Below are 24,346 nucleotides of genomic sequence, written 5' to 3'. Positions count from 1 at the left end.
TTTCCATTAGCGGAGAAGTAAACCCGGGATCTCCTCTGGATTATTGGCAGTTTTCACAGCCGCTTTTTCAAATGCAGCGATTTTTTCATGAGCATTGCCAGCAATCCCGTCCACTATGGCTCCGGCATGCCCCATACGTTTGCCAACAGGGGCTGTTTGACCGACTATCATGGCCACTACAGGTTTTGTCATACTGCGGTTTATGTATTCGGCAGCCTTCTCTTCTTCTTCTCCACCAATCTCTCCAATAAGGACAACCTGCTCAGTGTGTGGATCATCCTCCATGTGCTGCAATACTTCGATAAAGTTCATTCCCTGAATTGGATCCCCGCCTATCCCGATGCAGGTGCTAATTCCAAATCCGGCATTCTTCAATTCGTGTAAGACTTCATATGTCAAAGTACCTGATCGTGAAACTACACCAATATTCCCAGGAACAGCAATCTCTCCCGGAATAATCCCTACCTTCGATTCGCCCGGGGTTAGTATTCCGGGCGAATTAGGTCCAACCAGTAATGTCCCTTTATGTGAAAGGTACCGTCGCACCCGCATCAGGTCCGATATCGGAATGCCTTCTGTAATGCAAATTATCAGAGAAATACCGGCATCTGCAGCCTCATACATGGCATCAGCGGCATAACGTGAGGGGACAAAAATGACGCTGACTTCAGCTCCTGTCATTTCGACTGCAGTGTGAACAGAATCAAAAACCGGTATCTTTCCATCAAGAACCCATTCACCACCGCGTCCCGGTGTCACTCCGGCTACCAGATGGGTTCCGAATTCCATCATCTGTTGAGAATGGAATAGTCCTTCATGACCGGTTATTCCCTGCACCAATACTCGGGATGTTTTATGGAGAAGAATTCCCATCTTACATACCCCTTTCTGCAGCTTCGATGGCGACCTTTACGGCTTCACTGATCGAATTGACAGAAATCAATTTTGTATTTTTTAAAAGGTTGCGTCCTTCTTCCGCATTAGTTCCTTCGAGGCGTACTACAACAGGAATGGAAATGGAATTCTCTGCCATAACTGTCAGAATTCCGCGGGCAACTTCATCACAGCGGGTGATTCCACCGAAAACATTAATAAGTATGGACTTAATGGAAGTATCCAACAATACAATACGCAGTGCTGCAGCAACCCTATCAGCACTCGCTCCACCGCCAATATCGAGAAAATTGGCAGGTTCTCCGCCTGAAAAATGGATCATATCCATTGTAGCCATGGCCAGACCAGCTCCATTGACCAGACAGCCGATGTTCCCATCCAATTTTATGTAAGAAAGACCAAATTTCCGGGCTTCATTATCCACTGAACCTTCACTGTCCATATCCCGGTAGTCTGTCATTTCGGGATGGCGAAATAGCGAGTTTTCATCAATGAACATCTTTCCATCCAGCGCCAGAAGATGTTGTTCATTGGTAATTACCAGGGGATTTACTTCCACCATAGTGGCGTCAAAATCGTTGTAAACATTCCATATTCCATGACAGATTTCAATAAAGCTCTTCCATAATTCACGCGGAAGATCAATGGCAGCCGCCATGTCACGCGCCTGGTAATCACGCAAACCCAGCAACGGATCTATGGGAATTCTGATGATTTTTTCTGGTGCCATTCTGGCTACTTCTTCAATATTCGTGTCTCCGGCAAATGAAGAAATCATCACTGGAGTTCGCAATGACCGGTCAGTGGTTATGCCCAGATAAAATTCTTTCAATATGTCAACAGTCTCATCAACCAGAACTTTTCGCACGGGCAACCCTTTGATTTCCATCCCCAGAATGGCTGCAGCCAATTCTTCTGCTTCTCTGGCAGATTTTGCCAGTCGGATCCCCCCTGATTTACCACGCCCTCTTACAAGAACCTGTGCTTTTACCACTACTTTTCCGCCCAATTCTTCAGCAATTTGCCTGGCTTCTCCGGATGATGATGCAACTCGTCCATTGGGAATCGGAATCGCATATTTAGCAAATATCTGTTTTGACTGATATTCATGTAATCTCATATCTGGTTCACCATATTTCCAGCATTAAATAGATACAGGTCTTCCGACAATAATCCGCCAGAAAACCTATGAAAGAAAAAGATACGGTATATGTTGTTTAACCTTTGTATGTAATCAGTAGGGATAAATTAATTATATCAAGGTTTAAATATCAATAAACAGAACAATTTCCTTATTATGGGGTTAAAAATCGTATCAATTACTTATATCGCTCTTTTTCAAATCAAGATGTTGAGAAGGTAGTAAAGAGGCTGACTCAGATGACAATAAATGTTTTTTTTGCATCTCCCACTTTATTAATTAAAAAGACGACCAATATCGTGTGTAAGACCCGATTATTCGTCGTCTTTTGTAAGTTACTTCCCATTTCAGGTCGTTTCAAAAGTCATTAGTTGCTTTTTGAGACGGCCTCTTTACTACGTTTTAATTAAGAAAATGGTTATCCTTTTAAGAAAGCATCCAATGCTTCTTTACTGATACGATAAGCATTTCCGATTTTCTTGGCTTTCAATTCTCCAGAATTAATGGAAGCCATTACATCTTCTTCAGAAACCCGTAAAACCGCGGCGGCTTCTGCCGGTGTCATCACATCGCTCATGGCAGCGCCTGCAGCAGCACCAGCGGCCGTGGCAGCTCCCATATCCGCCGGTTTGGCGGCCATTCCACCAGCCAATGCCTGGTTCATGATATTTCCAATTCCCATACCGGCACCAATACCGGCAGTGAGTCCTGCACCCCCGCCCGGATTCTGGGCAGCATCGCGCATGGCATCGGCTGCCTGTAATTGGGTATAAGTTGCCATATCGAGCATACCCATAGCCCTCAACTCTTCTGCCGATTTCTCAGAGGGTTTCAGGTTGCCGATGTAGAACGATTTTAACGTCATACCGATGGCAGCAAAATCATCCTGCGCTTTGGCACGGACGGCGGCCCCCAGTTCTTCCGTAAGACCGATCAGTTGGACAACGCTGTTCTTGGCCGCGGTTTCACCCAACACATCCTGCAATTTGCTCAGCAGCATATTGCGAATACGGTTTTCGATGTCCGCCATCCTGTAGGAAGCCTGGGCACCCACTACCTGGGTAACAAACTGCACAGGATCAGCGATCGAAAAACTGTACGATCCAAAACCTTGCAGAAGAGCCACACCGAGTCCCATGCCCGGGTTCCGGACAATGATCGGTTGGGGTGTTCCCCATTTTCTATCAACAAATTCTTTAGTCGAAACATAGTACACTTCAGCCGTGAATGGCGTCCGATCGTTAAACGCCTTTCCGATCAGGTCAATTAGCTTGGGGATATTGGCTGTAACAATAGTGTGACGTCCGGGGCCAAATGTATCAAGTGCTTTGCCATCTCTGAAAAACACTACCCTCTGGCTTTCGCGCACAATAATCTGACTGCCGATACGTAGATCCGCCACGCCTTCTTCAGGGAAGCGATGGACAATTTCATCTGCCATCTCATTTGGATATTCAACTACATCAAAAATCCTGGCCATTGTTTATCTCCGTTAATAGATCGAATAATTATTTATTGAGAGGGTTGGTCTTGTTGAGCAAGCACAACTTCAGACCGATGATTAAACGCATCGACAGCTTTAGTGGCAAGTGATTTTAGGTTGCGGATGGCAGCAGGCAATCCATCGGTTCCGATGGATGCTTCAACGGTATCCACAGCTCGATTGGCTTCATCAGCCAGAGTCAAAAGGGCCAGATCATACTGGTAAATCTTAACCAGTTCAGGCTCATTGATCTTCACAGCATCAAATACACCAGAATAACCGTAGGCAGCATTCTTAACACGATCGATGAATTGTCGGTACTTTATAGCAGCACCTTCCATATCATCAACATATTCGATAGCGCCCTGGCTGACAAGGTCAGTCTGTATGGTACTGATCCGCCGCCAGATTTCCTCAAAGCGGTTGGATACGGTATCACGCAGGAGTTTATCGGCTGCCCGCCGGTTTTGTCTTTCGATATATCCACTGAAACCGGGAATCTTTGCCAGCAGTTTTGTGATCAAATCTTCGCTGGATGTCACTTGATCAAATAGATCACTCATTATTTCCTCCAATTGATGGTACTGACATTGTTTGACAATAGGATTATAGCGGGTTCAAAACCTTGTCACAAGTTGACCCGTTGTAAACTTCGTTGTAAGGTGTTTGTAATCTTTTTCACTTGCATAAAACCTTTTTTTTCCTATAATAGGTTTTAGGTTATTCAACCAAGCATCTACATCATGAAAGGAGGTGAAAGAACATGTTGTTTTCCCCGAAGGAAAAAGGTCAAGGTTTAGTTGAATATGCATTGATTCTCGTTTTAGTTGCTGTTGTTGTTATCGTGATCCTCGCCCTGCTCGGACCCGCCATTGGTCGGATCTTCTCGAACGTTGTGCAGGCTATCTAATCACAACTTTTGTTGTTCGTTATATCTAAATTGGTATACGGAAAGAAAAGCCCAGAGTTGCAGGGCTTTTCTTTTTCATACGGAATTAATTCATTTTATAAGTGGCACGAATTATGCTTAATTGTAAGTTGGTTTTTTATACTATAATTCTTTACGGTGGGAGATCAAACCGCATCTAAGAATTGTGTAGGAGGACTACATGGCAAGTGGAGGAAAACGTCGGGGGCTGATATTTATCATTATTGCCCTTGTAATCATCGCAATACTGGCAGTGGTTTTCTTGCTGTCACGCGGTACACAATTACTGGCACCAAGTGTTCAACAGGGAGCCGTGGCACCTCAACCAAGCACGAAAATGACCAGCATTGTGATCACAACCCAGCGTATCCCCCGCGGGTCTGTTATCACAGAAGACGTTATTACAACGCTGGCATACCCTGAAAAAGATCTGGTTGCCGGAACTTTCATTACAGATCCCAAGACAATCATTAACAAACAGGCAAAATACGATCTCGAAGCCCGTATACCGGTCACAGAAAACATGCTGGTTACCGGACAGGTGGGTTCTTATGCCGCATTCCAGATTCCCAAGGGCTATGTTGCCGTCTCCATTCCCATCACCGAACTGACTGCCGTTTCATTCGCACCGGTCGTTGGTGACCATGTCAATATCATTGCCTCTATGCTTGTCGTGGATGTTGATCAAAATACACAATCCATTCTTCCCAACAAAACAGGTAATGTTGTCCCTCCCCGTGCAGCATCTGAAGCTGATCCAGGTTCACTTACAGCAACAACAACGGAAGGTGCAGGTAAACAGGGCCGTCTGGACGTTCTGGATGCCACCAATGCCCCTCAACCGATTTATCTGGTACCATCTGAAGAACAACGTCCACGCCTGGTCAGCCAGATGGTCATTCAGGATGCCATTGTTCTGCGTGTTGGTAGTTTCCCCACAAACGAACTTGCGAAAACAAGTGGTGTTGAGCCAACTCCGGCGCCTGAAGCCGCTACAGGTGGTGGACAGCCAACCGCAGTTCCGGCTGCACCCAAGATGATCACTTTGATTGTCCGTCCACAAGATTCAATCACATTGAACTATCTTATGCTGAGTGGTGCCAAGATGAGTCTGGTGTTGCGTTCTGCCGGCGATGTAGATGCAGCAGCTGTTGAAGCTGTCACACTTCAATACCTGTTCCAATCTTACAACATCCCCAACCCACCCAAGACAGGTTTTAGTATGGAACCCAGGAGAGATTCAATTGGTTACAACCAGTTGGATGTTGAAGCTGTCAAACCCACTCCCGCTCCATAATAATTATTTTTAGACCATTTATCAGGAGAGCTTATGCCCGGGCAAGAAAAGATTCGGGTGTTGATCGTAGACGATATCGCAGAAACCAGAGAGACGGTTCGCCGTCTCCTGCAATTTGACACAACTATTGAAGTGCTTGGTGGCGCTCAATCCGGTATGGAAGCTATTGCACAATGCGAACAGCTCAAGCCGGATGTAGTTCTGATGGACATTAACATGCCCGATATGAACGGAATTGAAGCCACTGAGGCCATCCGAAAAAAAACACCCTATACTCAAATCATCATTTTGTCTGTTCAGGATGATCCTGGGTATTACAGAAAAGCCATGCTGGCCGGAGCGCGTGATTTTATCTCCAAGCCTCCCATGATTGACGAGTTGACGGCGGCCATACATCGCGCCGGTGCGATGGCTCAAGAAGAGAAAAACAAGGCTGTTCAAGTCTATGCCACATCAGGCAGGACGGGCCCCTTACCGTATAGCAGCATTCCTATGGTACTGGGGAAGATTATTGTGATCTACAGCCCCAAAGGTGGAACCGGTTGTACAACTATAGCTACCAACCTGGCATCTGCTCTTCAGGCAGAAAATTCCAATGTAGCTCTTGTGGACGCCAGTCTGCTCTATGGAGATGTCCCCGTTTTCCTCAACGAACAACCAAAGAATTCTATTATTGATCTTTCTGTTCGTGCAGATGATCTTGATCCTGAAACGGTTGCAGCGTCTCTCATTCAGCCCAAAACTGTCAGTTATAAGATTCTCGCTCCACCCCCCAGTCCTGATCTCGTCGATCGCGTCAATGGAGATCAGTTGGTCAAATTGTTAACATTGATGCGCCAATCATTTCAATACATCATCATTGATACCTCATCATATCTTTCTGATGTAGTTCAATCAGCGCTTTCAACGTCTGATATCATAATTTTAATCACCACTCCTGATATTGCTTCAATTAAGAATTGCAGCCAGTTCTTGAACCTGGCCGATATGAGTGGTATTGAACGTGATCGGATCGTATTTGTGCTTAACCGATTTGATCGGAATATGCATATTGATCCGGCAAAAGTCGGGAATCGCCTTAATCAAGTTGTCAATCTTACAATTCCAATGGACGAAGCGTATGTTATTCGCTCCATTAATAAAGGCGTTCCAATATTTATCGAAAATCGCACCCATCCTGTCAGTATGAGTATTCAAAAATTGGCCTCGATGGTCAAAGAGAAAATCATTAAGCAGGACGACAATGCATATACTCAGGCAGGTTTGAAATAACAGGGTGGATTTATTGATTTTGGAGGTCAGGTAATGGCGTTACTTAAGCGGTTCAACACAGGGGATACAGGAAATACTCCATCCAGAGAGAGCAACAATACAATCACATCCGGTGGAGAAGGAAACCGTCCACCGTTAAACCCTGTTCCCTCTCCTTCACGGCCGGTTTTTTCTACATCCGTTTCCAGTATGGAAGGATTGACTGAATTCAAGAATCGGGTTCAGAACAAATTACTCTCATCACTGGAACCCACCACAGATATGTCGCGCAAGGAACAGCTTCGATTGCAGATCGAACGTGTAATTGATGAAATGATCCTTGAAGAACATATCACCATATCACGACCAGAAAAAATTCGTCTGCACGAATCGGTTTGTGCTGAATTACTCGGGTTTGGTCCTTTGGATCCTCTGCTTGATGATGAGGCCATCACAGAAATCATGGTCAATGGAGCTGACCATATCTATGTAGAAAAGCGTGGAAAGATCATCAAAGCCAATGTGGCTTTTGAAAGCAATGACCATGTCCTCCGGATAATTGACCGCATCGTATCTCCTCTGGGACGTCGTATTGATGAGTCCAGTCCATATGTGGATGCCCGTCTTCCAGATGGTTCCCGTGTCAATGCGGTCATTCCACCGATCTCATTGGTAGGCCCGGTTCTGACTATCCGTAAATTTTCCAAACGTCCTATAACGGTTGAGCAGTTGATTAATTTTGGCTCAGTCACACCTGAAGCTATGCAATTTTTGAAAGCCTGTGTTCAGGCACGTTTGAATATTGTGATTTCCGGCGGTACCGGCTCTGGTAAAACGACCCTCCTCAATGTGCTTTCCAGTTTTATTCCCGGTGATGAACGCATTATCACCATAGAAAACGCGGCAGAGCTTCAGCTTCAACAGGAACACGTGGTGACAATGGAATCGCGCCCGATGAACATTGAAGGGAAAGGCGAAATCACCATCCGTCAACTTGTGGTCAATGCCCTGCGCATGCGTCCAGACCGTATTATCGTTGGTGAAATTCGTGATGAAGCCGCGCTGGACATGCTCCAGGCTATGAATACCGGTCATGAAGGTTCCATGACCACCCTGCACTCCAATAGTCCACGTGATACACTATCCCGCCTTGAGACTATGGTACTTATGGCAGGTATGGAATTACCCGTACGTGCCATTCGTGAACAGGTTTCTTCGGCTATTGACCTGATCATTCACCAGGATCGTATGCGCGATGGTACACGTAAAGTGACCTATATAACGGAAGTGCTTGGCATGGAAGGCGATGTTATTACGACTACGGACCTGTTTACATTTGAACAGGCAGGCATTGAAAATGGTCAGATCATCGGTCTACTGCGCCCGAGCGGTCTTGTTCCGAAATTCATGGAAAAAATCCGCGCTTCGGGCATCAATCTGCCCACATCAATTTTTGGTATAGGACGGAGATAATTGTTGATCAAACCCCGGATTGATACAATAAGGATAGGATAACGAAACCATGAATTTAATGGTCTTCTTTATTATTGGCGGAAGTATTGCCATATTGTTGCTTATTGTAGGCATCGTAGTTTCCGTCCGTAGCGACCGTGACCTGGTGGATGAACGCCTGGGTCGCTATGTTGAAGCCGGTGTTGTCGAAGAAGAATTACAAAAGCAGGCAGCAAAACCATTGACGGACTGGCTTAATCGTCGCATGGAAGGTTCTTCCATAGGCGAAAGGCTTTCTAAGAGCCTGGCACGCGCCGACCTAAAATTGAAACCCGGTGAATATATTGCGGTTATTGTTATCGCTGCCTTTGGTGTCGGCCTGGTACTCTGGTTTTTCACTGGACAGAATATTCTTATGGGTGTGATTGGAGCCATCGGTGGTTCCTTCTTACCCGGTATGTACTTAAAAAGACAGCAATCCAAACGTCTCATCAAGTTTAATGAACAGTTGCCAGATATGTTGAATTTGATGGTTAATGGTCTGCGTGCCGGTTTTTCAACAATGCAGGCTATGGAAGCCGTAAGCCGCGAGCTTCCTCCTCCAATTTGCGATGAATTTCGGCGTGTTGTTCAAGAAATGCAGCTCGGTATCACCATGGAGAAATCGCTGGATAACCTGTTACGGCGTATCCCCAGTGATGATCTTGACCTCTGTATCACAGCCATTAATGTTCAACGAGAGGTCGGTGGTAATCTGGCAGAGATTTTGGATACGATCAGCTATACCATACGTGAGCGTGTTCGGATAAAAGGCGAGATTCGGGTTTTAACGGCCCAGGTAATGTATTCTGGCCGGTTTCTTTCCATGCTGCCGCTCTTTGTAGTGGGCGTTCTTTATCTGGTCAATCGTCCCTATATGATGGAATTTTTCAATAAAGAAAATGTACCCTGCGGTTATATTTCTTTGGGTTTGGGTGCGTTGTTAATTTTCGCCGGTTATATGTCAATGAATAAACTGGGCGACATCGAAGTTTAATCGGCGAGATAGGACGTGGAATATGTCTAATATAATGATCGGTTTTTTGGTCCTTATAGCAATCGTCCTGGTCGTTGCGGCCGTTTTGGTGGCAATAGGGTTGCGCAATCCTTCATTCCAAAACAACCGAATCCTTCAGGAACGGTTGGAAGAAATGTCAACCACGGGGGGTGAAGTAGTTAATCTGGAAAAACTAGAACTTTCACTTCCATTTTCTGAACGGGTTATCTACCCTATTGCCCGCAAGTTGGGTGAAATTGCTATTCGCTTCACACCTCAAAATGCTCTGCAGGATACAGCAAAGAAACTCGAATTGGCTGGCAGTCCGGGAAAATTGGATCCCACCATGATGATGGCTCTCCAGTTCATTTCCTTTGTTTTCTTTGGTGGATTCCTTTTCTTGATTTTCTCAATAGCCAAAGTAAGCTGGCCGTTGGGAGTTGTGATTTTGATCGTTCTTGGATTTTCAGTTTTGGGTTTTTTCATTCCCCAATTGCTTTTAAGCTCAGCGATTAATAAACGTCAACACAACATCCGCCGCGCCATGCCAGACGCGCTTGACCTCTTGACGATCTGCGTTGAAGCCGGACTTGGTTTTGATGCAGCGATGTCTAAAGTGGCAGAAAAATGGGAAACGGAATTGAGTCTTGCTTTTGCCCGTGCCATACGTGAAATTCAGCTGGGGAAACTTCGTCGAGAGGCTCTACGTACCATGGCAGATCGCATCGGTATTCCTGAAATGACCAGTTTTGTTGCCGCGGTTATTCAAAGTGAACAACTTGGTGTCAGTCTGGCAAAAGTACTGCGTATCCAATCTGATCAGATGCGTATTCGGCGTCGTCAACTGGCAGAAGAGGAAGCCCACAAAGTACCTATCAAGATGCTTGTTCCTATGGCTTTGTTGATTTTCCCTTCGCTGATGATTGTTCTTTTGACTCCCGCCGCATTTAGGTTAATGCATTCTGCTCTGGGCAGTATGTTCAAATAGAATGACCGATTATTCAACTGCTGTCCTCCAAAGGCAGCAGTTTTCGTATCGTTTCCATAAAATGTTTTGGAAAGCCGTTGATTGGGTTTTCCCGCCTGAGTGCCCGGGGTGCCAAAAAACAGGCGTCCGTCTGTGTGATGAATGCCGGAATACAATTGTGTCATTACCGGAACCCATCTGTCCAATATGTGGTGAACCCGGTATGGATGCCCGTATATGCCATGATTGTCAATTAAACCCTCCTGGTTTTAACCGCCTCAGGTCTTTCACGCTTTTTACAGGATTGACACGAGAATCATTACATCGTTTGAAGTATCGTAATGATATTGGATTAGGCGAAGTGCTCGCTCCTTTATTAGTAAATCTCTACAGGCAATATGAATGGCCTGTTGATATTGTCACAGCAGTACCACTTAGTAAAAAAAGATTCAAAAGTCGGGGGTATAACCAGGCAGAAGAATTAGCCCGGCCTTTTGCCGCATTAATTCATGCTCCATATTATTCAAAAGCTATTCAACGAGTTGTAGATACAAAAAGTCAGATAGATTTATCAGCAGAAGAAAGACGAGAAAATGTTTCAGGCGCTTTTTATGCAAACTCTATGTACGTTAATCTAAAATCTGTCATAATAATAGATGATGTATCCACTACAGGGTCAACCATTTCTGAATGTGCTATTGCACTAAAGGAAGCAGGAGCCAGGCAAGTGTATGCATTAACCCTGGCTCGGGCTCCATTATCAAGTCAATAGGCTGGAACCCCTGGTGGATCCATCAAATAAGCTGTCAAGGAGGCTTCTATGGATTTCAAGGTCGAGATTTCAGCAAAGAATATGGAGGTAACCGAACGAATTAGTGATTATATTAATAAAAAAGTAGCAAAATTTGACAGGTTACTCCCGGCGATTGATGAAGTCCGCATTGATTTGTCACATCTAAAGAACGCCCGCAGCCTGAGTGACCGTAATGTAGCCCAGATCACCGTTCGTGGTAAAGGTTATATCCTTCGCGCCGAGGAAAGGGCGGATGATATTTTTACCGCCATGGATATAACCCTTGAGAAGATGCAGCGTCAAATAGAACGTTACAAAGGAAAACGGGAACGTGGTCGCGGTGATGGGACACCCGCCTCAGCGGTAGCACCAGAACCCGCTATTGAAGAACAGGTGGAACGACCTGTCATTGTCCGCCGGAAAGAATTTACTCTGGTTCCGATGGATGAAGCTGAAGCCATTGAACAAATGGCCTTGTTGGGTCATGAAAATTTCTTTATTTTCTACAATGCTAATTCCAGTCAAATCAATGTTCTTTACCGGCGCCGTGATGGTTCATATGGGTTAATTGAACCAAAAGTTGGATAGTACGTAACTCAGTATGATCAAAAAAACCAGATGGAATACCTTATCCATCTGGTTTTTATTTAATTTGAGGCTCAATCACCAAAGATTTTGTAGCAGTTCGTTCCTGCCGCCAGGCGATAATACTTAATACCGTTCCCAGTGAAAGAATTGTTCCCAGAATCAGACAAACAATATGCAACCCGTTGACCTGAAATGCTGCCGGTGCAGACGTTGCTCCCTGGGTCAGAAAACCCGATGATTTGAATACCAGGGCTGTCCAAATGGCACCTATAATGGCTATTCCACTCGTTTGACCCAATGTCCGGGAAATGGCTAACAAACCCGATACAACTCCCAACCGGTTGGCAGAAGCTGAACTTAAAATAGCTGAGTTGTTAGGACTTTGGAATAAACCCATTCCTATTCCAATCGGTATATAGCAAAGAACAAATTCCCACCAGGTCGTTTGAATTGAAAGCCGTGAAAGGTTGAAATAACTAAGTGTTAGTACAAAAAGTCCAATAATTGTTAACAACCGAAACCCATACTTATCGGAGAGCCAACCTGAAATTGGACCGGTGATTCCCAATGCGATGGGAAATACAGACATCAGAAGTCCAGATGTCTCTGGATCATAATTCAAAACATTTTGTAGATAAAAAGGAACCAGAAAGACAGTTCCTGCACTGGCTACAAATGTCAAGAATCCTGTGATGATGTTCACGCTAAATAGCTTATTATGGAATAACGATAAATCTACAACTGGTTGTTCGATTCTTTTTTCCGTCCACACAAAAAGCAATAGCAATAGGAGAAATGCTGTAAAGAGAATTATTGAAGGAGAAGATAGGAATCCCCTATTTTGGGAAATCGTCAATCCAAATAAAAGACAAGATAGTGTTAAAAATAATAACAACCCGCCTCGAAAATCAAATTTCTCGTCGTTTTGCTTATTTATTCTTGGCAGAGAACGAATTCCGATCGGAATGGCAAGAAGGCCAACAGGAATATTCACAAAGAAAATCCAATTCCAACCAAGATTTGCCAGGATAATTCCACCCAGTGTGGGACCGGTGATAATCCCCAATGAAACCGCCAGACCATTGATTCCAAGCGCCCTGCCCCGTTCTTCCGGTGGAAATCCTTCTGCCAATAATGCCGGACCAAGAGCCATTAAAAACGATCCACCTATGGCCTGTAGAACTCGGAAAAAAATTAACCATGTCACTTTGTTTGATAGTCCGCATAGAAGCGAACCGATGGTAAAAATAAAAAATCCGGCGATATATAAAGATTTCTTACCGATCATATCTGCAAGTCGGCCAATTCCGAGAAGTAAGACTGTGATGGTTAAAAGATATGCGAGCACCACCCATTGAACACTGGCAAAATCGGTGTTCAATTTATTCTCTAATGTAGGCAAAGAGATATTGACAATACTGCTATCCAATGTGGCGAGAAAAACACCAAATGATATGGCAATTAATACCTGCCATTTTTTTGAATAATCGGGAGCCGTCATAAAACCTTTTACATATACTCACTAATTGAAGCCGGATTATATCATGCAAGGATTTTCATCGATTACAATCAAACTTATGTTCATATTTCTTTCAAAATTGCTTCCCCTGTTTGTATACCCTCTTGGTCTTTCTACCATTCTGATTCTTTTTGCATTGATCTTTTCAAAACATCAGAAAATATCCAAAACCCTGATAATCCTCAGCGGTTTGATCTTGTTTCTTTCAGGCAATCGATGGGTCTCGTATAGTCTTGCCAGATCACTGGAATGGAAATATTTGCCTCAGCAGGCACCTATCTCTGCCCCGGCTATTGTTGTGCTTGGTGGTGGAACCGAATCATCTTATCCGCCACGAACAGCCGTTGAAGTAAATAGTGCCGGAGACCGGATGATCCATGCGGCAGATCTATATCATGCAGGTGCCGCCCCCCTCATCGTATTGAGCGGTGGAAACATAGATTGGATGGATTCGGTTGACAAATCTCCGGCAGCAGACATGCAACAGATAATGATAAAGCTGGGTGTACCCGAATCAGCCATCTTGCTTCAACCTAAATCTCAAAATACCCATGAAGATGCAGTTTATTGTGCTGAATTGTTAAAGGCAAGAGGAATTAACCGAATAATTCTTGTAACAACAGCCATGCACATGCCCCGTTCTGTTCCTTTATTTGAAAAACAGGGTTTGATTGTCATTCCTTCCCCTGCAGATTTCACAATTACAGAAGATGGGTGGCAAAGGACATTTTCTCCCAATTTTGAAACCTTGCTGACCAACATATTGCCCAATTCCAGTTCGCTTGGATTAACAACGACAGTTCTAAAAGAATATTTAGGATTGGTTTCGTATCATTTTCAAGGCTGGCTATAAGCCGAACCTTAATATTCAATAGACCTCAAAATGTATCAGGTTCACACCTGTACACAATAAATTAATAATCTCTAATCAGCATAGAACTTGCACCTTACTTGTAATTCGGGTTAAATCGGTTTATGATATTTGCAGACATTGAATCCTGTAAAACAGGATGAAAAGTCATGTTTTCATATTGTGCTTGCACCGAAAACCTACACCGAATCGTATATGATATAAGGACGGTAGCGAGAAACAATGAATGTTATGGTTAATGTAATTCAAACTTTCTGGCAAAATCTCCAAGTTGGGGTTGTTACCCAGGTTGGGTCTTGGAATTATCTTATTATTGCTGTTTTGGTGGCAATAGAAGGCCCTATCGTAACTCTGCTGGGCGCATCTGCATCTGCTTCTGGTTATTTGAAGACCGGACTTGTTTTGGCATCCGCCGCCTGCGGAAACCTAACAGCAGATATGGTCTGGTATCGTCTTGGTTATGCAGGAAAGATGGAATGGCTTCTTCCCTACCAACGCTGGCTTGGAATTAAACCTCGCCAGATGTCACACCTTGAAGATGAAATGCACCGACATGCGGCAAAAATATTATTTTTCGCCAAGCTATCATCCGGTTTCATGATTCCATCCCTCTTGGCTGCCGGTATGGCCAAAGTTCCTCTAAAAAAATGGCTGCCTACCTTGTTGATGGGTGAAATGATCTGGACAGGCGCACTTGTGTTTATCGGATATCATGGAACGAAGATGTTAACCAGTATTTCTAGAGGAATTGAATATGTTCTTCTGGGGGCATCTATCGTTTTTCTTCTCGTTATGGTACATTTCATCCGCAAGGCTTTAAAAGCCAGCGGAGCATTTGAAGACGTATCAGACGAACAATAAATAAAATTTGAACAATCCATCTCTCATTGTAGGAAGGCACTATGCGGATCCTGATAACAGGCTGCACATATTTCCCCTCGCTCAATGGTCAATCCATCTTCACAATCAATCTTGCCGAGGGACTTGCAGCCCAGGGAAATAAAGTACTCGTAGTAATTCCGGCACTTGACGGAAAGCCAAAAATCCATTTTCGTAACGGTGTTGAAATCCAGGAGATTGAATCGTTTGATCTGGGACGTTTCCACTCTGAAGCGGCTATGTCCTTCTTTCCTGGCCGTCAGGTGCGCGAGATTTTGAACCGTTTTCAGCCAGATATCATTCATATTCATGATCATTATCCTTTGAGCAATACTTTTGTTCATGAAGGAAAAAAACGGGAAATTCGGTTAGTCGGCACCAACCATTTTGTTCCTGATAACCTGACTCCGTATGTTCCTGGTTCAAAATACTTTGCATCCATATTAGGCAAAATAATGTGGCAATGGATGCTCTTTACCTTTAATCATCTGGATTTTGCCACTGCCCCATCTCGTACGGCGGCAGAAATACTTCGACAGCAGCACATTAAATTGCCCGTTTATCCCATTTCATGTGGGGTCAATATCCGGCGATTCATGCCTCAACCATCCATCGATAGAACAGAATGGAAAAAGAAATATAAACTTGATCCTGATAAACCAACCATCCTTTTCGTAGGCCGGGTGGATGCTGAAAAGAAGATCGACATAATTATTCAGGCATTAAAACTCCGTCAAAAGAACGATATTCAATTCGCCGTTGCTGGAACCGGGTCATATAAGAAACATCTCGAAGAACTGGTAATCCATCTACATATGGAGGACCAGGTCCATTTTCTTGGTTTTGTCCCCAATGAAGACCTGCCATCCTTGATTAACTCGGTTGATTTGTTCACTATGCCAAGTGAAGCTGAATTACTCTCAATTGCTTCTCTTGAAGCCATGGCCTGTGCCAAACCACTGCTTCTGGCCAATGCCCGCGCTTTGCCTGAATTGGTCCACCAGGGAAAAAACGGTTTTCTATTTTCACCTGGTTCATCCAAAGATGCGGCTGAAAAAATCGATTATTTCCTTGCTCATCCTGACCAATGGACCAGTCTTGGCACAGAAAGCCTAAGGCTTGTACAGACGCATACGATTGAAAACACCATCGCCGCCTATAGCATGTTATATTATGCCCTTGTGGCTGGAAGGGAGCTTCCAAATCCGCAGACAGAATGGCTTCAAATACGCCCCGGTGCCTCTCCTATAAAAGAGATAACAACTGCCTGATGGAGTTTATAAAAAAAGAACGGCCGCCTCTTTGTATGAGGCGGCCGTTTTATAGACTAATTTGCCGGTTTTGATGGCCTGTACCGGAATAGACTGGCTCCTTCCACTGTTCCAATCAATTCAACTCTGTCAGAAAACATGCGAGCATACGGATCACTTTTTGTGATCATATAAATATTGCCGTACACATAATCAAGTCCGATTTTATCGAAATACTCTGTTGTTTTTCCACGCCGCATTCGTTGGAAGTATTCATTGCTGTTAATCAGACCATCGAGATTGACAATCGTGCGGTCTTTTATGAAATACGCCACTATCCCGCCGCCAGTTGTACCTATGATAGACCCTGGTTCTGTGAATTGCTCCAGCGCATGGGCTCCACCCAGATAAGCTTCCGAATATTCAGGGTCTACCTGATAAGGTGCCAGATTGATAATATAAGAAATGTAAGGAACGATCATGGCAAGTGCCAGAACAGCACCAACCATCTGGTATACCCTTTGGGATGTCACCTTCTTTTTAATCCATTCGATCAGGCAGTCAGCCAGAATCCCTTCTGCCAGCACAATGAGAACCATCTCACTCACCCAATACCAGGTGAGTGTTTCGATATAGGTGGTAGATTTGTAACTGTAGATTTGAGCCATGCAACCAATGAAGAATGGGACAAGATAAAAGCGGTCTATTAATTTCACCGCCCGCTTCCAGTTATATTTAATCAGCAATGCAGCGACCCCGGAAAGTACAAGGCTAATGACAAGTACCAGAATCCGGTGGGTCGTTTTCAGGTCTCCAGTCAATTTGAATGCATTTTCGATCCAGTAAGCAATATCATGAGGAGTCTGAGTGATTAATGCAAATGGGCCAATATTCACCTGTGGTGTGATCAAATGAGTGAGGAACACTTTGTAGTTATCAACAGGAAAACCATAAACAGTGTTAGGTAATGTTCCCCACCAGCGTTTTATCTGTCCACTGACCGGTGTTTCTGTGCCAAAATACCACTTATTGAATCCCAGATATGCAAACAGTGTAATCCCGACAGGTAGGCCGAGCATAAGGGCAATTTTCAGGCGCCGGAGCCAGACCTGTTTTCTATTTTCACCTGCAACAGCCAGTGAATCACGGTGCTTTAGCAAAATCCAGAATAATACAGCAGCAATGACAAATCCATTATCAATGCGGCTTAGAAACGTGAAAATCGCCGTGATTCCAATCAAACCAAAATCCTGCTTTTTAAGGGTCCCCAGCTCTTTTTTTACATCCAGTTGAGAAGCCAGGTAAATCAACAGTGTAACCGTTAGTGCATTGACAGTTGATTCCATTCCCAGCGTTACAGTTATGGCATGAACGCGTGTGGAAAATGCCCAAAAAAGGGTCGCCAGTACTCCGGCGAATGCAGCTCCGTTTGAATTAAATAAACGCCAAATCAAAACTACAGTGGCAGCATTCATTAATCCGGCCAGAAGGACAACTATACGCAGTGGAAGCAGCAGGTTTACATTGGTCAGAAGGAAAATAGGAACACAAATGATCATCCATAAAGGATGAAATCCATTTGTCCGGCTGATACCGTCAAATGAGATATCGTGTCCAAGCCCGATATTTTGGGCTGTTTTGAAATAATAGAAAGCGTCATCTGTGGTGTACCAATTCATCAGGCTGTTTGCCGGTGCCAGAGCAACATACAAATGCGCCAACACAATTATTACGACCAGAGCCACTTCAAAAGGGGATCTCAAAATCTTCGATCGCAAAGAACCCTCCCAAAACCATAGCATACAAACCGGGGCTCACCAGCCCCGGAATATGTGCAATTGTACCAGATGAGCCCCTTTTAGCCGAATTGGGTGATAGAATCGCTCCTCTATGAAACTGGCCGTGAATTATTCACCTCAGGCCTTTGATTTATTAAAGTCAGGCCTGATCAAATTTGATCTATTCAAATCACCCAATTGGAAAGACATGGTGGCAGATGCTGGCAGGCTGTTACCAGTCTATGTCCATTTTGACCTGAGTGTAGGTGATGGACGCTTATCAAAGGTGGATTGGATTGAAGTGGAGGATTTTCTTTCTGCTACGGGTACTCAAACCGTAAATGTACACGTGGTTGCCCCTCCTGAGCTAAATCCATGTATCGGCGCCCAGTTAGACCAATTATCAGATACGATCATAGAAGAAGTGCTGTCGGTGTGTAAACGGTTCGGACCAGATCATGTTATCGCAGAGAATGTCCCTCTGCCGGCATCTGGTAAAGAGTACTTGCGTCCGGTGGCATTACCCCCGTTTTTCCAGCGCCTTGTCACCGAAACAGGTTGCGGTATGCTTCTCGATCTGGCCCATGCTGCCATTACCGCAAAAACATTGCATACAGATCCGCTGCAATTTTTTTCAGAATTCCCTCTGCGTCGATTGAAAGAAATTCACATTACGGGTCTGGGGTTGCATGAGGGTGAAATCCATGATCATATGGAGATGCGTGATCAGGATTGGACACTTTTTGAATCGGCAATTGACCAGATAAAAATCGGAAATTGGCGTACACCTGAAATTATTGCTTTTGAATATGGAGGAACTGGTGCACCTTTTGTCTGGCGAAGTGAATCCAGAGTATTACTCCACCAAGTCCCGCGTTTATATGATTTAGTCCATTATGGCGACAGCAAAAACGCATCCTGATAATGATCCATTTTCCGGTGAATCCTCTCCCCGGGAAGCCTGCTGGTACTATGAATGTACTTCGGGAACCTGTCGGCTTAGATTCCCGGCTCCATTTAAAGAAAACCTCACCTGTCCGCTATGCCACTCCCCGGTGTTGCAAAAAGGTCGTTGGGAATCCAGTAATTCGGTTGAAGCGTATAAAAACGATGGCTCAAGGTTATCTGTAATTCTCGATAATCTACGGTCTGCCTACAATGTAGGTTCCATTCTACGCAGCTCAGATGGAGCCGGTGTTCAACATGCTTACCTGTGCGGCATCACCCCAACGCCTCTGCATCCACGTTTATCTAAAACGGCACTTTCAGCCGAAATTCATACATCATGGTCACAACATTTAAACTGTGTTGAACTGGTGCGAGATTTGAGAAACCGTGGCGAGTTGGTTGTTGGACTGGAAACCAGTCCATCGGCTATCAATCTTTTGGATTCTATAGAACCGTGGGAAGGATCTTTGAATCTTATTGTAGGCAATGAGGTATATGGTATTGATCCAGCCGTCATGGAATTATGTGATCGTCTATATTACTTACCTATGGTGGGTATAAAGAAGTCATTGAATGTTTCGGTATCTTTTGGTATCGCTGCCTATTTTCTTAATCAACATCATTTTCAAAAACTTCCGGTACAATCGGATACATCCTTCTAATATCAAGGACTGCAGATGCGTTCTTTTTCACACTGGACACCCGTATATATTTTCAGTCGTCTATCAGATTGGTATTATCGTTTTCGAAATCCAGCTGCCCCCTGGCTGACTCCCAGAGCTGTGGAATACCTCGAACAGGCACTTCAACCAGATTATGCCGGCCTCGAATATGGATCAGGAAGAAGTACTACCTGGTTTGCCAGCCATGTGAAAAGTCTGGTCAGTGTGGAACATAATGAAGAATGGTTCAATATTGTTAAAGAAAATATTAAAAAACTTGGTTGTAAAAATGTGGAATATCATTTTTATCCCAAGCCTGATCCAAATTCATCTTTTGAGGATATTCAGAAATCACAATATGTCCGGGTATCGGAAGCCTTGCAGGAAAAATCTATTAACTTTGCCCTTGTGGATGGTATTGTCCGCCCTGCCTGTGCCTTGCGGAGTATTCCGCTCCTTAAAAATGGGGGATTATTGATCATAGACGATGCCAACCATTACATTCCATGTCAGTCTACTGCACCCAACAGCCGGCATATCAAAGATGGTCCATTAAATGAAGAATGGCAAAAAGTAATCAATGAAATCAAAGATTGGGATAATGTCTGGTTTGGAAATGGTATAAAGGAAACAGTCATTTTTCGCAAACCAGAACGAGAATAGCGATCTGTTTTTGATTAAATTGAACAGATTCTTCATCCGGGTATAAAATATTTTTAATAAAGGACTGTCAGGTTTTAATCCTTTGAGCTTCCCATTGGACGGATAATTACAGGGAAGAATCAACATTAGCTTTTTAGGAGCCACGTCGAATGAAAGGTAGAACAGCTATTTTGATCCTTCTGGGTATCCTGATCGTTCTGGGTACCGTGATCGGGATCATTATTGTTCAACTTTTCTACCGCCAGCCCTTTATTCCACCTTCGACCCTGGCTGCCATGATGTCACTTACGCCGCAAGGTTCAGAAACTCCAGGAACCATCACACCGCAACGTATTGTGACCGCTACACAGGAGACGACGCCGATTACACCAATCCCATTGGCTTCTCCGGAACTGTTGAATACACCTGGTCCAACAAGCACTCCGGGACCTTTGAAAGAAGTATGCGGTGCTACAGGTTCGTATGTTATGCTCGCAATCCTTACCGATATTACCAATCCAGATACCGATCTGGATGGCGCTATTGGCTACCGGATTATTCATGTAAATTTCAGTCAGGAACGGATTGTAGTCTACGCACTACCCCCATCATTAATTCTCCCATCACCAAATCTTGTTTCTTATGGGTATCCAAACGCTACTTTGTCCAATGCGTTTGATACGGTTTATAGTGTTGAACGCAGCAATGCTGATGCGGTTTCAATGGCGGCAAATGCTGTCGCCCAAATGATTAACGAAAGTCTGGGGATTCTGGTCTCGCACTATGTAGTTATTGATACAGCCACCTTTGAAAATTATGCCAACGATAAGGGGTCAATGGATGTAAAAATCAGCGGCACATTTGTTACAAATGGATTTGATATGCAACGCGGTTGGCAGAAGTTAGACGGCACATTGATTCGTCAGTATATGACGTATAAAACAGGTGATAAAACAGCTGAATGGGATCGGGTTCTCAGACAAAATGATGTAATCAACTCCTTTAGACAGGAAGCCAAGACACAGGATCCGGCTGCTTTCATTGCGAATTTCACCACTAAAGCGGAAGATGGGTTTGCCACAGATCTGGATATGGGGCAGTTAAAACAACTGGTCTGCCTGGCAAACACGATGGAATCAGTCCGTTTCCGATATTATTCTCTGCCACAGAGCCGCCTGAATTTTTTTGAAGACGGCACAATGTCAATAAATGATCAAGAATCTGTAAAAGCAAATATTGCTAATTCACTTGGAAGCACAGGTGAATAATTATCCCATTAGCAGAGATTAACATGCCGAAATATATTGCCGCCATTGATCAGGGTACCAGCAGCACACGTTTTATGCTTTTTGATCACGATGGTCAAATAATTGCCGTTGATCAAAAGGAACATCAACAACATTACCCACAGTCCGGTTGGGTGGAACATGACCCGATGGAAATATGGATCCGTACACAGGAAGTGATTTTTAACACCCTGCAAAAATCGGGTATTCATCCTTCTGATATCGCCGCACTCGGAATCACCAATCAACGAGAAACGACTGTAATCTGGGATAAAACCACCGGACAGCCGCTTCACCCGGCTATAGTCTGGCAGGATACCCGTACAGATGCCATCTGTCATGATTTAGCCCGCGAAAGCGGTCAGGATCGTTTGCGTGAAAAAACCGGCCTTCCTCTGGCAACATATTTTTCCGGTCCGAAGATCAAATGGATGGTGGAGAATAATCCACGAATACGCGATGCCATAAAAAATGGCTTGGCTCTGGCAGGAACCATAGATTCATGGCTCATCTGGAATCTGACCGGCGGCAAGAATGGTGGTTTGCACATCACAGATGGAAGCAATGCTTCGCGAACCCTCTTAATGGATCTTCAAAAGAGGCAATGGGATAAAGAGCTGCTTGACCTGCTGAAAATACCTGAATCAATTCTGCCGGAAATCCGCCCGTCATCACAGGTATATGGTGAGGCACGCGGAATTCTCGAAGGCGTTCCAATCGCGTCAATTCTGGGAGACCAACAGGCAGCCTTATTCGGTCAGACATGTTATAAACCGGGTGAAGCCAAGAATACCTATGGCACGGGTTGTTTCATGTTGATGAATACAGGTCAACAACCCATTGCAAGCCGAAATGGATTGTTATCTACATTCGGATATCAGCTTGAAAACCAACCAGCCGTGTATTGCCTGGAAGGATCCATTGCCATTTCAGGTGCACTGGTTCAATGGCTGCGGGATAACCTTGGCATTATTCAAAAATCCAGTGAAATTGAACCCCTGGCCCGATCAGTTGAAGATAATGGAGGTTGCTATATCGTTCCGGCATTTTCCGGATTATTCGCCCCGTACTGGCGGAGTGATGCACGTGGTGTGATTGTGGGACTTACCCGCTTCGTCAACCGCGGACATATTGCCCGGGCGGCATTGGAAGCCACGGCCTACCAGACCCGCGAAGTATTGGATGCCATGCGATCCGATTCTGGAATTGATCTGCAAAACCTGAAAGTCGATGGTGGGATGGTAGTCAATGATCTTTTAATGCAATTCCAGGCAGATATATTGGATGTTCCGGTCATTCGACCGAGGGTTTCAGAAACCACATCCCTGGGCGCTGCCTACGCCGCCGGACTGGCAGTTGGTTTCTGGAAATCTTTGGATGAACTTCGCTCAAAATGGACACCAGATAGGACCTGGTCTCCTTCGATGCCAACCGACCGGCGAGATCAATTATTCCGGGGATGGAAGAAAGCCATCACCCGTTCTTTCGATTGGACAACGGATCATAATGATGGATAAACCGACCATTCTCATCATAGGTGCCGGGTTTACAGGATGCGCCCTGGCCTATGACCTTACGTTACGCGGCTTTTCAGTTACTGTAGTGGATAGAGGAGAAATTTGCTCTGGTACATCCGGCCGTACTCATGGGCTCCTCCATTCCGGTTCACGGTACTGTGTGAATGATCCTGAAGCAGCCGTTGAGTGTATTGAAGAGAATACCATTCTTCGACGCATAGCTCGACAATGCATTGAATTTAACAATGGTTTGTTTCTGGCTATTTCAGAAGAAGAACTGGCCTACAAGGAAACATTTAAAGCTGGCGCAGAAAAATGCGGCATTCCCATCCGATGGATGGATAAGAAAGATATTCTATCCAGAGAACCAGCAATCAACCCCCAGGTGCTTGGAGGATTTGAAGTTCCAGACGGTTCTTTTGATCCTTTGCGTCTGGCATTGGCATTCGCCGGAAGTGCACGAAATCGTGGAGCTATTTTCCTTCCATTTCATCAGGTGGAGAGTATTCATATTGACGGCCGTTCTTCGGTGGATTTTATTATTTTGACAGATCGTCACACCGGCCGTTCTATTGAACAACATGCCGACATGGTCATTAACGCCACAGGCGCATGGGCTGGCAAAATCGCAGAAATGGCCGGCGTTAATGTTCCAGTTATTCCATCACCTGGTGTAATGGTTGCTTTTGAAAAGCGGATGAGCAATTATGTGGTCAATCGTCTTTCGTTGCCCGGTGATGGAGATATCATCATTCCCCAACGTCGTATGTCCGTCATTGGTACAACATCTTTTGAAGTGAATGATGCAGACTATATCCCCGTAGATCAAGGTATGGTCAAAGAAATGGTAGATCGGGCAATTGAAATGATTCCAGCTATTGCCAGAGTAAAAATACGAGCCTCGTATATGTCTGCCCGCCCGTTGATCCAAACCGGAACGAATGCCCGCAGTTTATCACGCACATTCAAAGTGTTTGACCATGAAACGGATCATGGATTGAAAGGTTTTATCACAATTACCGGTGGAAAAGCCACTACCTGCCGTGTTATGGCGGAAAAAACAGCCGATCTTGTTTGTGAGAAATTTGCCTGGAGAAAAACATGCCAGACAAAAGATTTTGAGCTCGATTCGTATCGTACTTTTTACAACAGGCAGGCGTAAAC

The 24,346-nt window shown here is 44.5% G+C and carries 23 protein-coding genes; 17 read left to right on the top strand and 6 right to left on the bottom strand.

Annotated features, from left to right (window positions below):
- Positions 1–6: 6 nt before the first annotated feature.
- The 4 genes from sucD to LTAR_RS06155 all read right to left on the bottom strand — a co-directional run bounded on the left by sucD (position 7) and on the right by LTAR_RS06155 (position 4,081).
- Positions 7–873 carry a succinate--CoA ligase subunit alpha gene (gene sucD, locus LTAR_RS06170; RefSeq protein WP_062421304.1) on the bottom strand — a complete coding sequence of 289 codons (867 nt, stop codon included), beginning with the start codon at positions 871–873 and terminating at the stop codon, positions 7–9.
- Position 874: 1 nt separating this feature from the next.
- A complete protein-coding gene (sucC, locus tag LTAR_RS06165; RefSeq protein WP_062421303.1) occupies positions 875–2,014 on the bottom strand; it encodes an ADP-forming succinate--CoA ligase subunit beta in 1,140 nt (379 codons plus the stop codon).
- Between the two features lie 439 nt (positions 2,015–2,453).
- Positions 2,454–3,515, bottom strand: coding sequence for an SPFH domain-containing protein (locus LTAR_RS06160; protein WP_062421302.1), 1,062 nt, complete (start codon positions 3,513–3,515; stop codon positions 2,454–2,456).
- Between the two features lie 32 nt (positions 3,516–3,547).
- On the bottom strand, positions 3,548–4,081 hold the full coding sequence (locus tag LTAR_RS06155) for a hypothetical protein (RefSeq protein WP_062421301.1): 534 nt from the start codon (positions 4,079–4,081) through the stop codon (positions 3,548–3,550).
- Positions 4,082–4,281: 200 nt separating this feature from the next.
- Here LTAR_RS06155 and LTAR_RS06150 point away from each other — a divergent pair, with 200 nt between their 5' ends.
- From LTAR_RS06150 to hpf, 8 genes are all read left to right on the top strand, one after another.
- The gene (locus LTAR_RS06150) at positions 4,282–4,428 is read left to right on the top strand and encodes a Flp family type IVb pilin (RefSeq protein WP_062421300.1); all 147 of its coding nucleotides are present in this window, start codon (positions 4,282–4,284) and stop codon (positions 4,426–4,428) included.
- A gap of 199 nt (positions 4,429–4,627) precedes the next feature.
- A complete protein-coding gene (locus tag LTAR_RS06145) occupies positions 4,628–5,743 on the top strand; it encodes an SAF domain-containing protein (RefSeq protein ID WP_062421299.1) in 1,116 nt (371 codons plus the stop codon).
- 33 nt (positions 5,744–5,776) lie between these two features.
- Positions 5,777–7,015: a CpaE/TadZ family protein gene (locus tag LTAR_RS06140; RefSeq protein ID WP_062421298.1), complete on the top strand. Its 1,239-nt coding sequence runs from the start codon at positions 5,777–5,779 to the stop codon at positions 7,013–7,015.
- A 33-nt stretch (positions 7,016–7,048) separates the two neighbouring features.
- Entirely contained in the window at positions 7,049–8,467 is a 1,419-nt protein-coding gene (locus tag LTAR_RS06135) for a TadA family conjugal transfer-associated ATPase (RefSeq protein ID WP_062421297.1), read from the top strand.
- Between the two features lie 49 nt (positions 8,468–8,516).
- Positions 8,517–9,482 carry a type II secretion system F family protein gene (locus tag LTAR_RS06130; RefSeq protein WP_062421296.1) on the top strand — a complete coding sequence of 322 codons (966 nt, stop codon included), beginning with the start codon at positions 8,517–8,519 and terminating at the stop codon, positions 9,480–9,482.
- Positions 9,483–9,504: 22 nt separating this feature from the next.
- The gene (locus LTAR_RS06125) at positions 9,505–10,470 is read left to right on the top strand and encodes a type II secretion system F family protein (protein ID WP_081419845.1); all 966 of its coding nucleotides are present in this window, start codon (positions 9,505–9,507) and stop codon (positions 10,468–10,470) included.
- A 1-nt stretch (position 10,471) separates the two neighbouring features.
- Positions 10,472–11,221, top strand: a complete 750-nt coding sequence (locus LTAR_RS06120; protein ID WP_062421294.1) for a ComF family protein — start codon at positions 10,472–10,474, stop codon at positions 11,219–11,221.
- A gap of 48 nt (positions 11,222–11,269) precedes the next feature.
- Positions 11,270–11,830 (top strand): ribosome hibernation-promoting factor, HPF/YfiA family, encoded by a 561-nt coding sequence (gene hpf, locus LTAR_RS17350; RefSeq protein WP_062421293.1) that lies wholly within the window; start codon positions 11,270–11,272, stop codon positions 11,828–11,830.
- Between the two features lie 55 nt (positions 11,831–11,885).
- Here hpf and LTAR_RS06110 read toward each other — a convergent pair whose 3' ends face one another.
- Positions 11,886–13,331: an MFS transporter gene (locus LTAR_RS06110; protein ID WP_062421292.1), complete on the bottom strand. Its 1,446-nt coding sequence runs from the start codon at positions 13,329–13,331 to the stop codon at positions 11,886–11,888.
- A gap of 43 nt (positions 13,332–13,374) precedes the next feature.
- Between LTAR_RS06110 and LTAR_RS06105 the strand changes: the two genes are divergently transcribed.
- The 3 genes from LTAR_RS06105 (at position 13,375) to LTAR_RS06095 (ending at position 16,370) form a co-directional block, all read left to right on the top strand.
- Positions 13,375–14,202: a YdcF family protein gene (locus LTAR_RS06105; protein ID WP_236686579.1), complete on the top strand. Its 828-nt coding sequence runs from the start codon at positions 13,375–13,377 to the stop codon at positions 14,200–14,202.
- Between the two features lie 240 nt (positions 14,203–14,442).
- On the top strand, positions 14,443–15,081 hold the full coding sequence (locus LTAR_RS06100; RefSeq protein ID WP_062421291.1) for a DedA family protein: 639 nt from the start codon (positions 14,443–14,445) through the stop codon (positions 15,079–15,081).
- Positions 15,082–15,122: 41 nt separating this feature from the next.
- On the top strand, positions 15,123–16,370 hold the full coding sequence (locus LTAR_RS06095; protein ID WP_062421290.1) for a glycosyltransferase: 1,248 nt from the start codon (positions 15,123–15,125) through the stop codon (positions 16,368–16,370).
- 56 nt (positions 16,371–16,426) lie between these two features.
- Here the strand turns inward: LTAR_RS06095 and LTAR_RS06090 are convergent, their stop codons facing one another.
- Positions 16,427–18,127 (bottom strand): hypothetical protein, encoded by a 1,701-nt coding sequence (locus tag LTAR_RS06090; RefSeq protein WP_062421289.1) that lies wholly within the window; start codon positions 18,125–18,127, stop codon positions 16,427–16,429.
- A gap of 112 nt (positions 18,128–18,239) precedes the next feature.
- Between LTAR_RS06090 and LTAR_RS06085 the strand changes: the two genes are divergently transcribed.
- The 6 genes from LTAR_RS06085 to LTAR_RS06060 all read left to right on the top strand — a co-directional run bounded on the left by LTAR_RS06085 (position 18,240) and on the right by LTAR_RS06060 (position 24,344).
- Entirely contained in the window at positions 18,240–19,049 is an 810-nt protein-coding gene (locus LTAR_RS06085) for a multinuclear nonheme iron-dependent oxidase (RefSeq protein ID WP_062421288.1), read from the top strand.
- Positions 19,024–19,737 carry a TrmH family RNA methyltransferase gene (locus tag LTAR_RS06080; protein ID WP_062421287.1) on the top strand — a complete coding sequence of 238 codons (714 nt, stop codon included), beginning with the start codon at positions 19,024–19,026 and terminating at the stop codon, positions 19,735–19,737. The genes LTAR_RS06085 and LTAR_RS06080 overlap by 26 nt, the downstream gene beginning before the upstream one ends.
- Positions 19,738–19,752: 15 nt before the next feature.
- Complete coding sequence (locus tag LTAR_RS06075) at positions 19,753–20,400, top strand: class I SAM-dependent methyltransferase (RefSeq protein WP_062421286.1); 648 nt, start codon at positions 19,753–19,755, stop codon at positions 20,398–20,400.
- A 149-nt stretch (positions 20,401–20,549) separates the two neighbouring features.
- A complete protein-coding gene (locus tag LTAR_RS06070) occupies positions 20,550–21,647 on the top strand; it encodes an LCP family glycopolymer transferase (protein ID WP_062421285.1) in 1,098 nt (365 codons plus the stop codon).
- Between the two features lie 23 nt (positions 21,648–21,670).
- Positions 21,671–23,182, top strand: a complete 1,512-nt coding sequence (gene glpK / locus LTAR_RS06065) for a glycerol kinase GlpK (RefSeq protein WP_062421284.1) — start codon at positions 21,671–21,673, stop codon at positions 23,180–23,182.
- Positions 23,172–24,344, top strand: coding sequence for an FAD-dependent oxidoreductase (locus tag LTAR_RS06060; protein ID WP_081419844.1), 1,173 nt, complete (start codon positions 23,172–23,174; stop codon positions 24,342–24,344). The genes glpK and LTAR_RS06060 overlap by 11 nt, the downstream gene beginning before the upstream one ends.
- Positions 24,345–24,346: the final 2 nt, after the last annotated feature.

The organism is Leptolinea tardivitalis, assembly GCF_001050275.1.
In the GTDB taxonomy this organism is placed as follows: domain Bacteria; phylum Chloroflexota; class Anaerolineae; order Anaerolineales; family Anaerolineaceae; genus Leptolinea; species Leptolinea tardivitalis.
The sequence above is the reverse complement of the archived record's forward strand: the minus strand, read 5'-3'. Positions and strand labels throughout refer to the sequence as shown.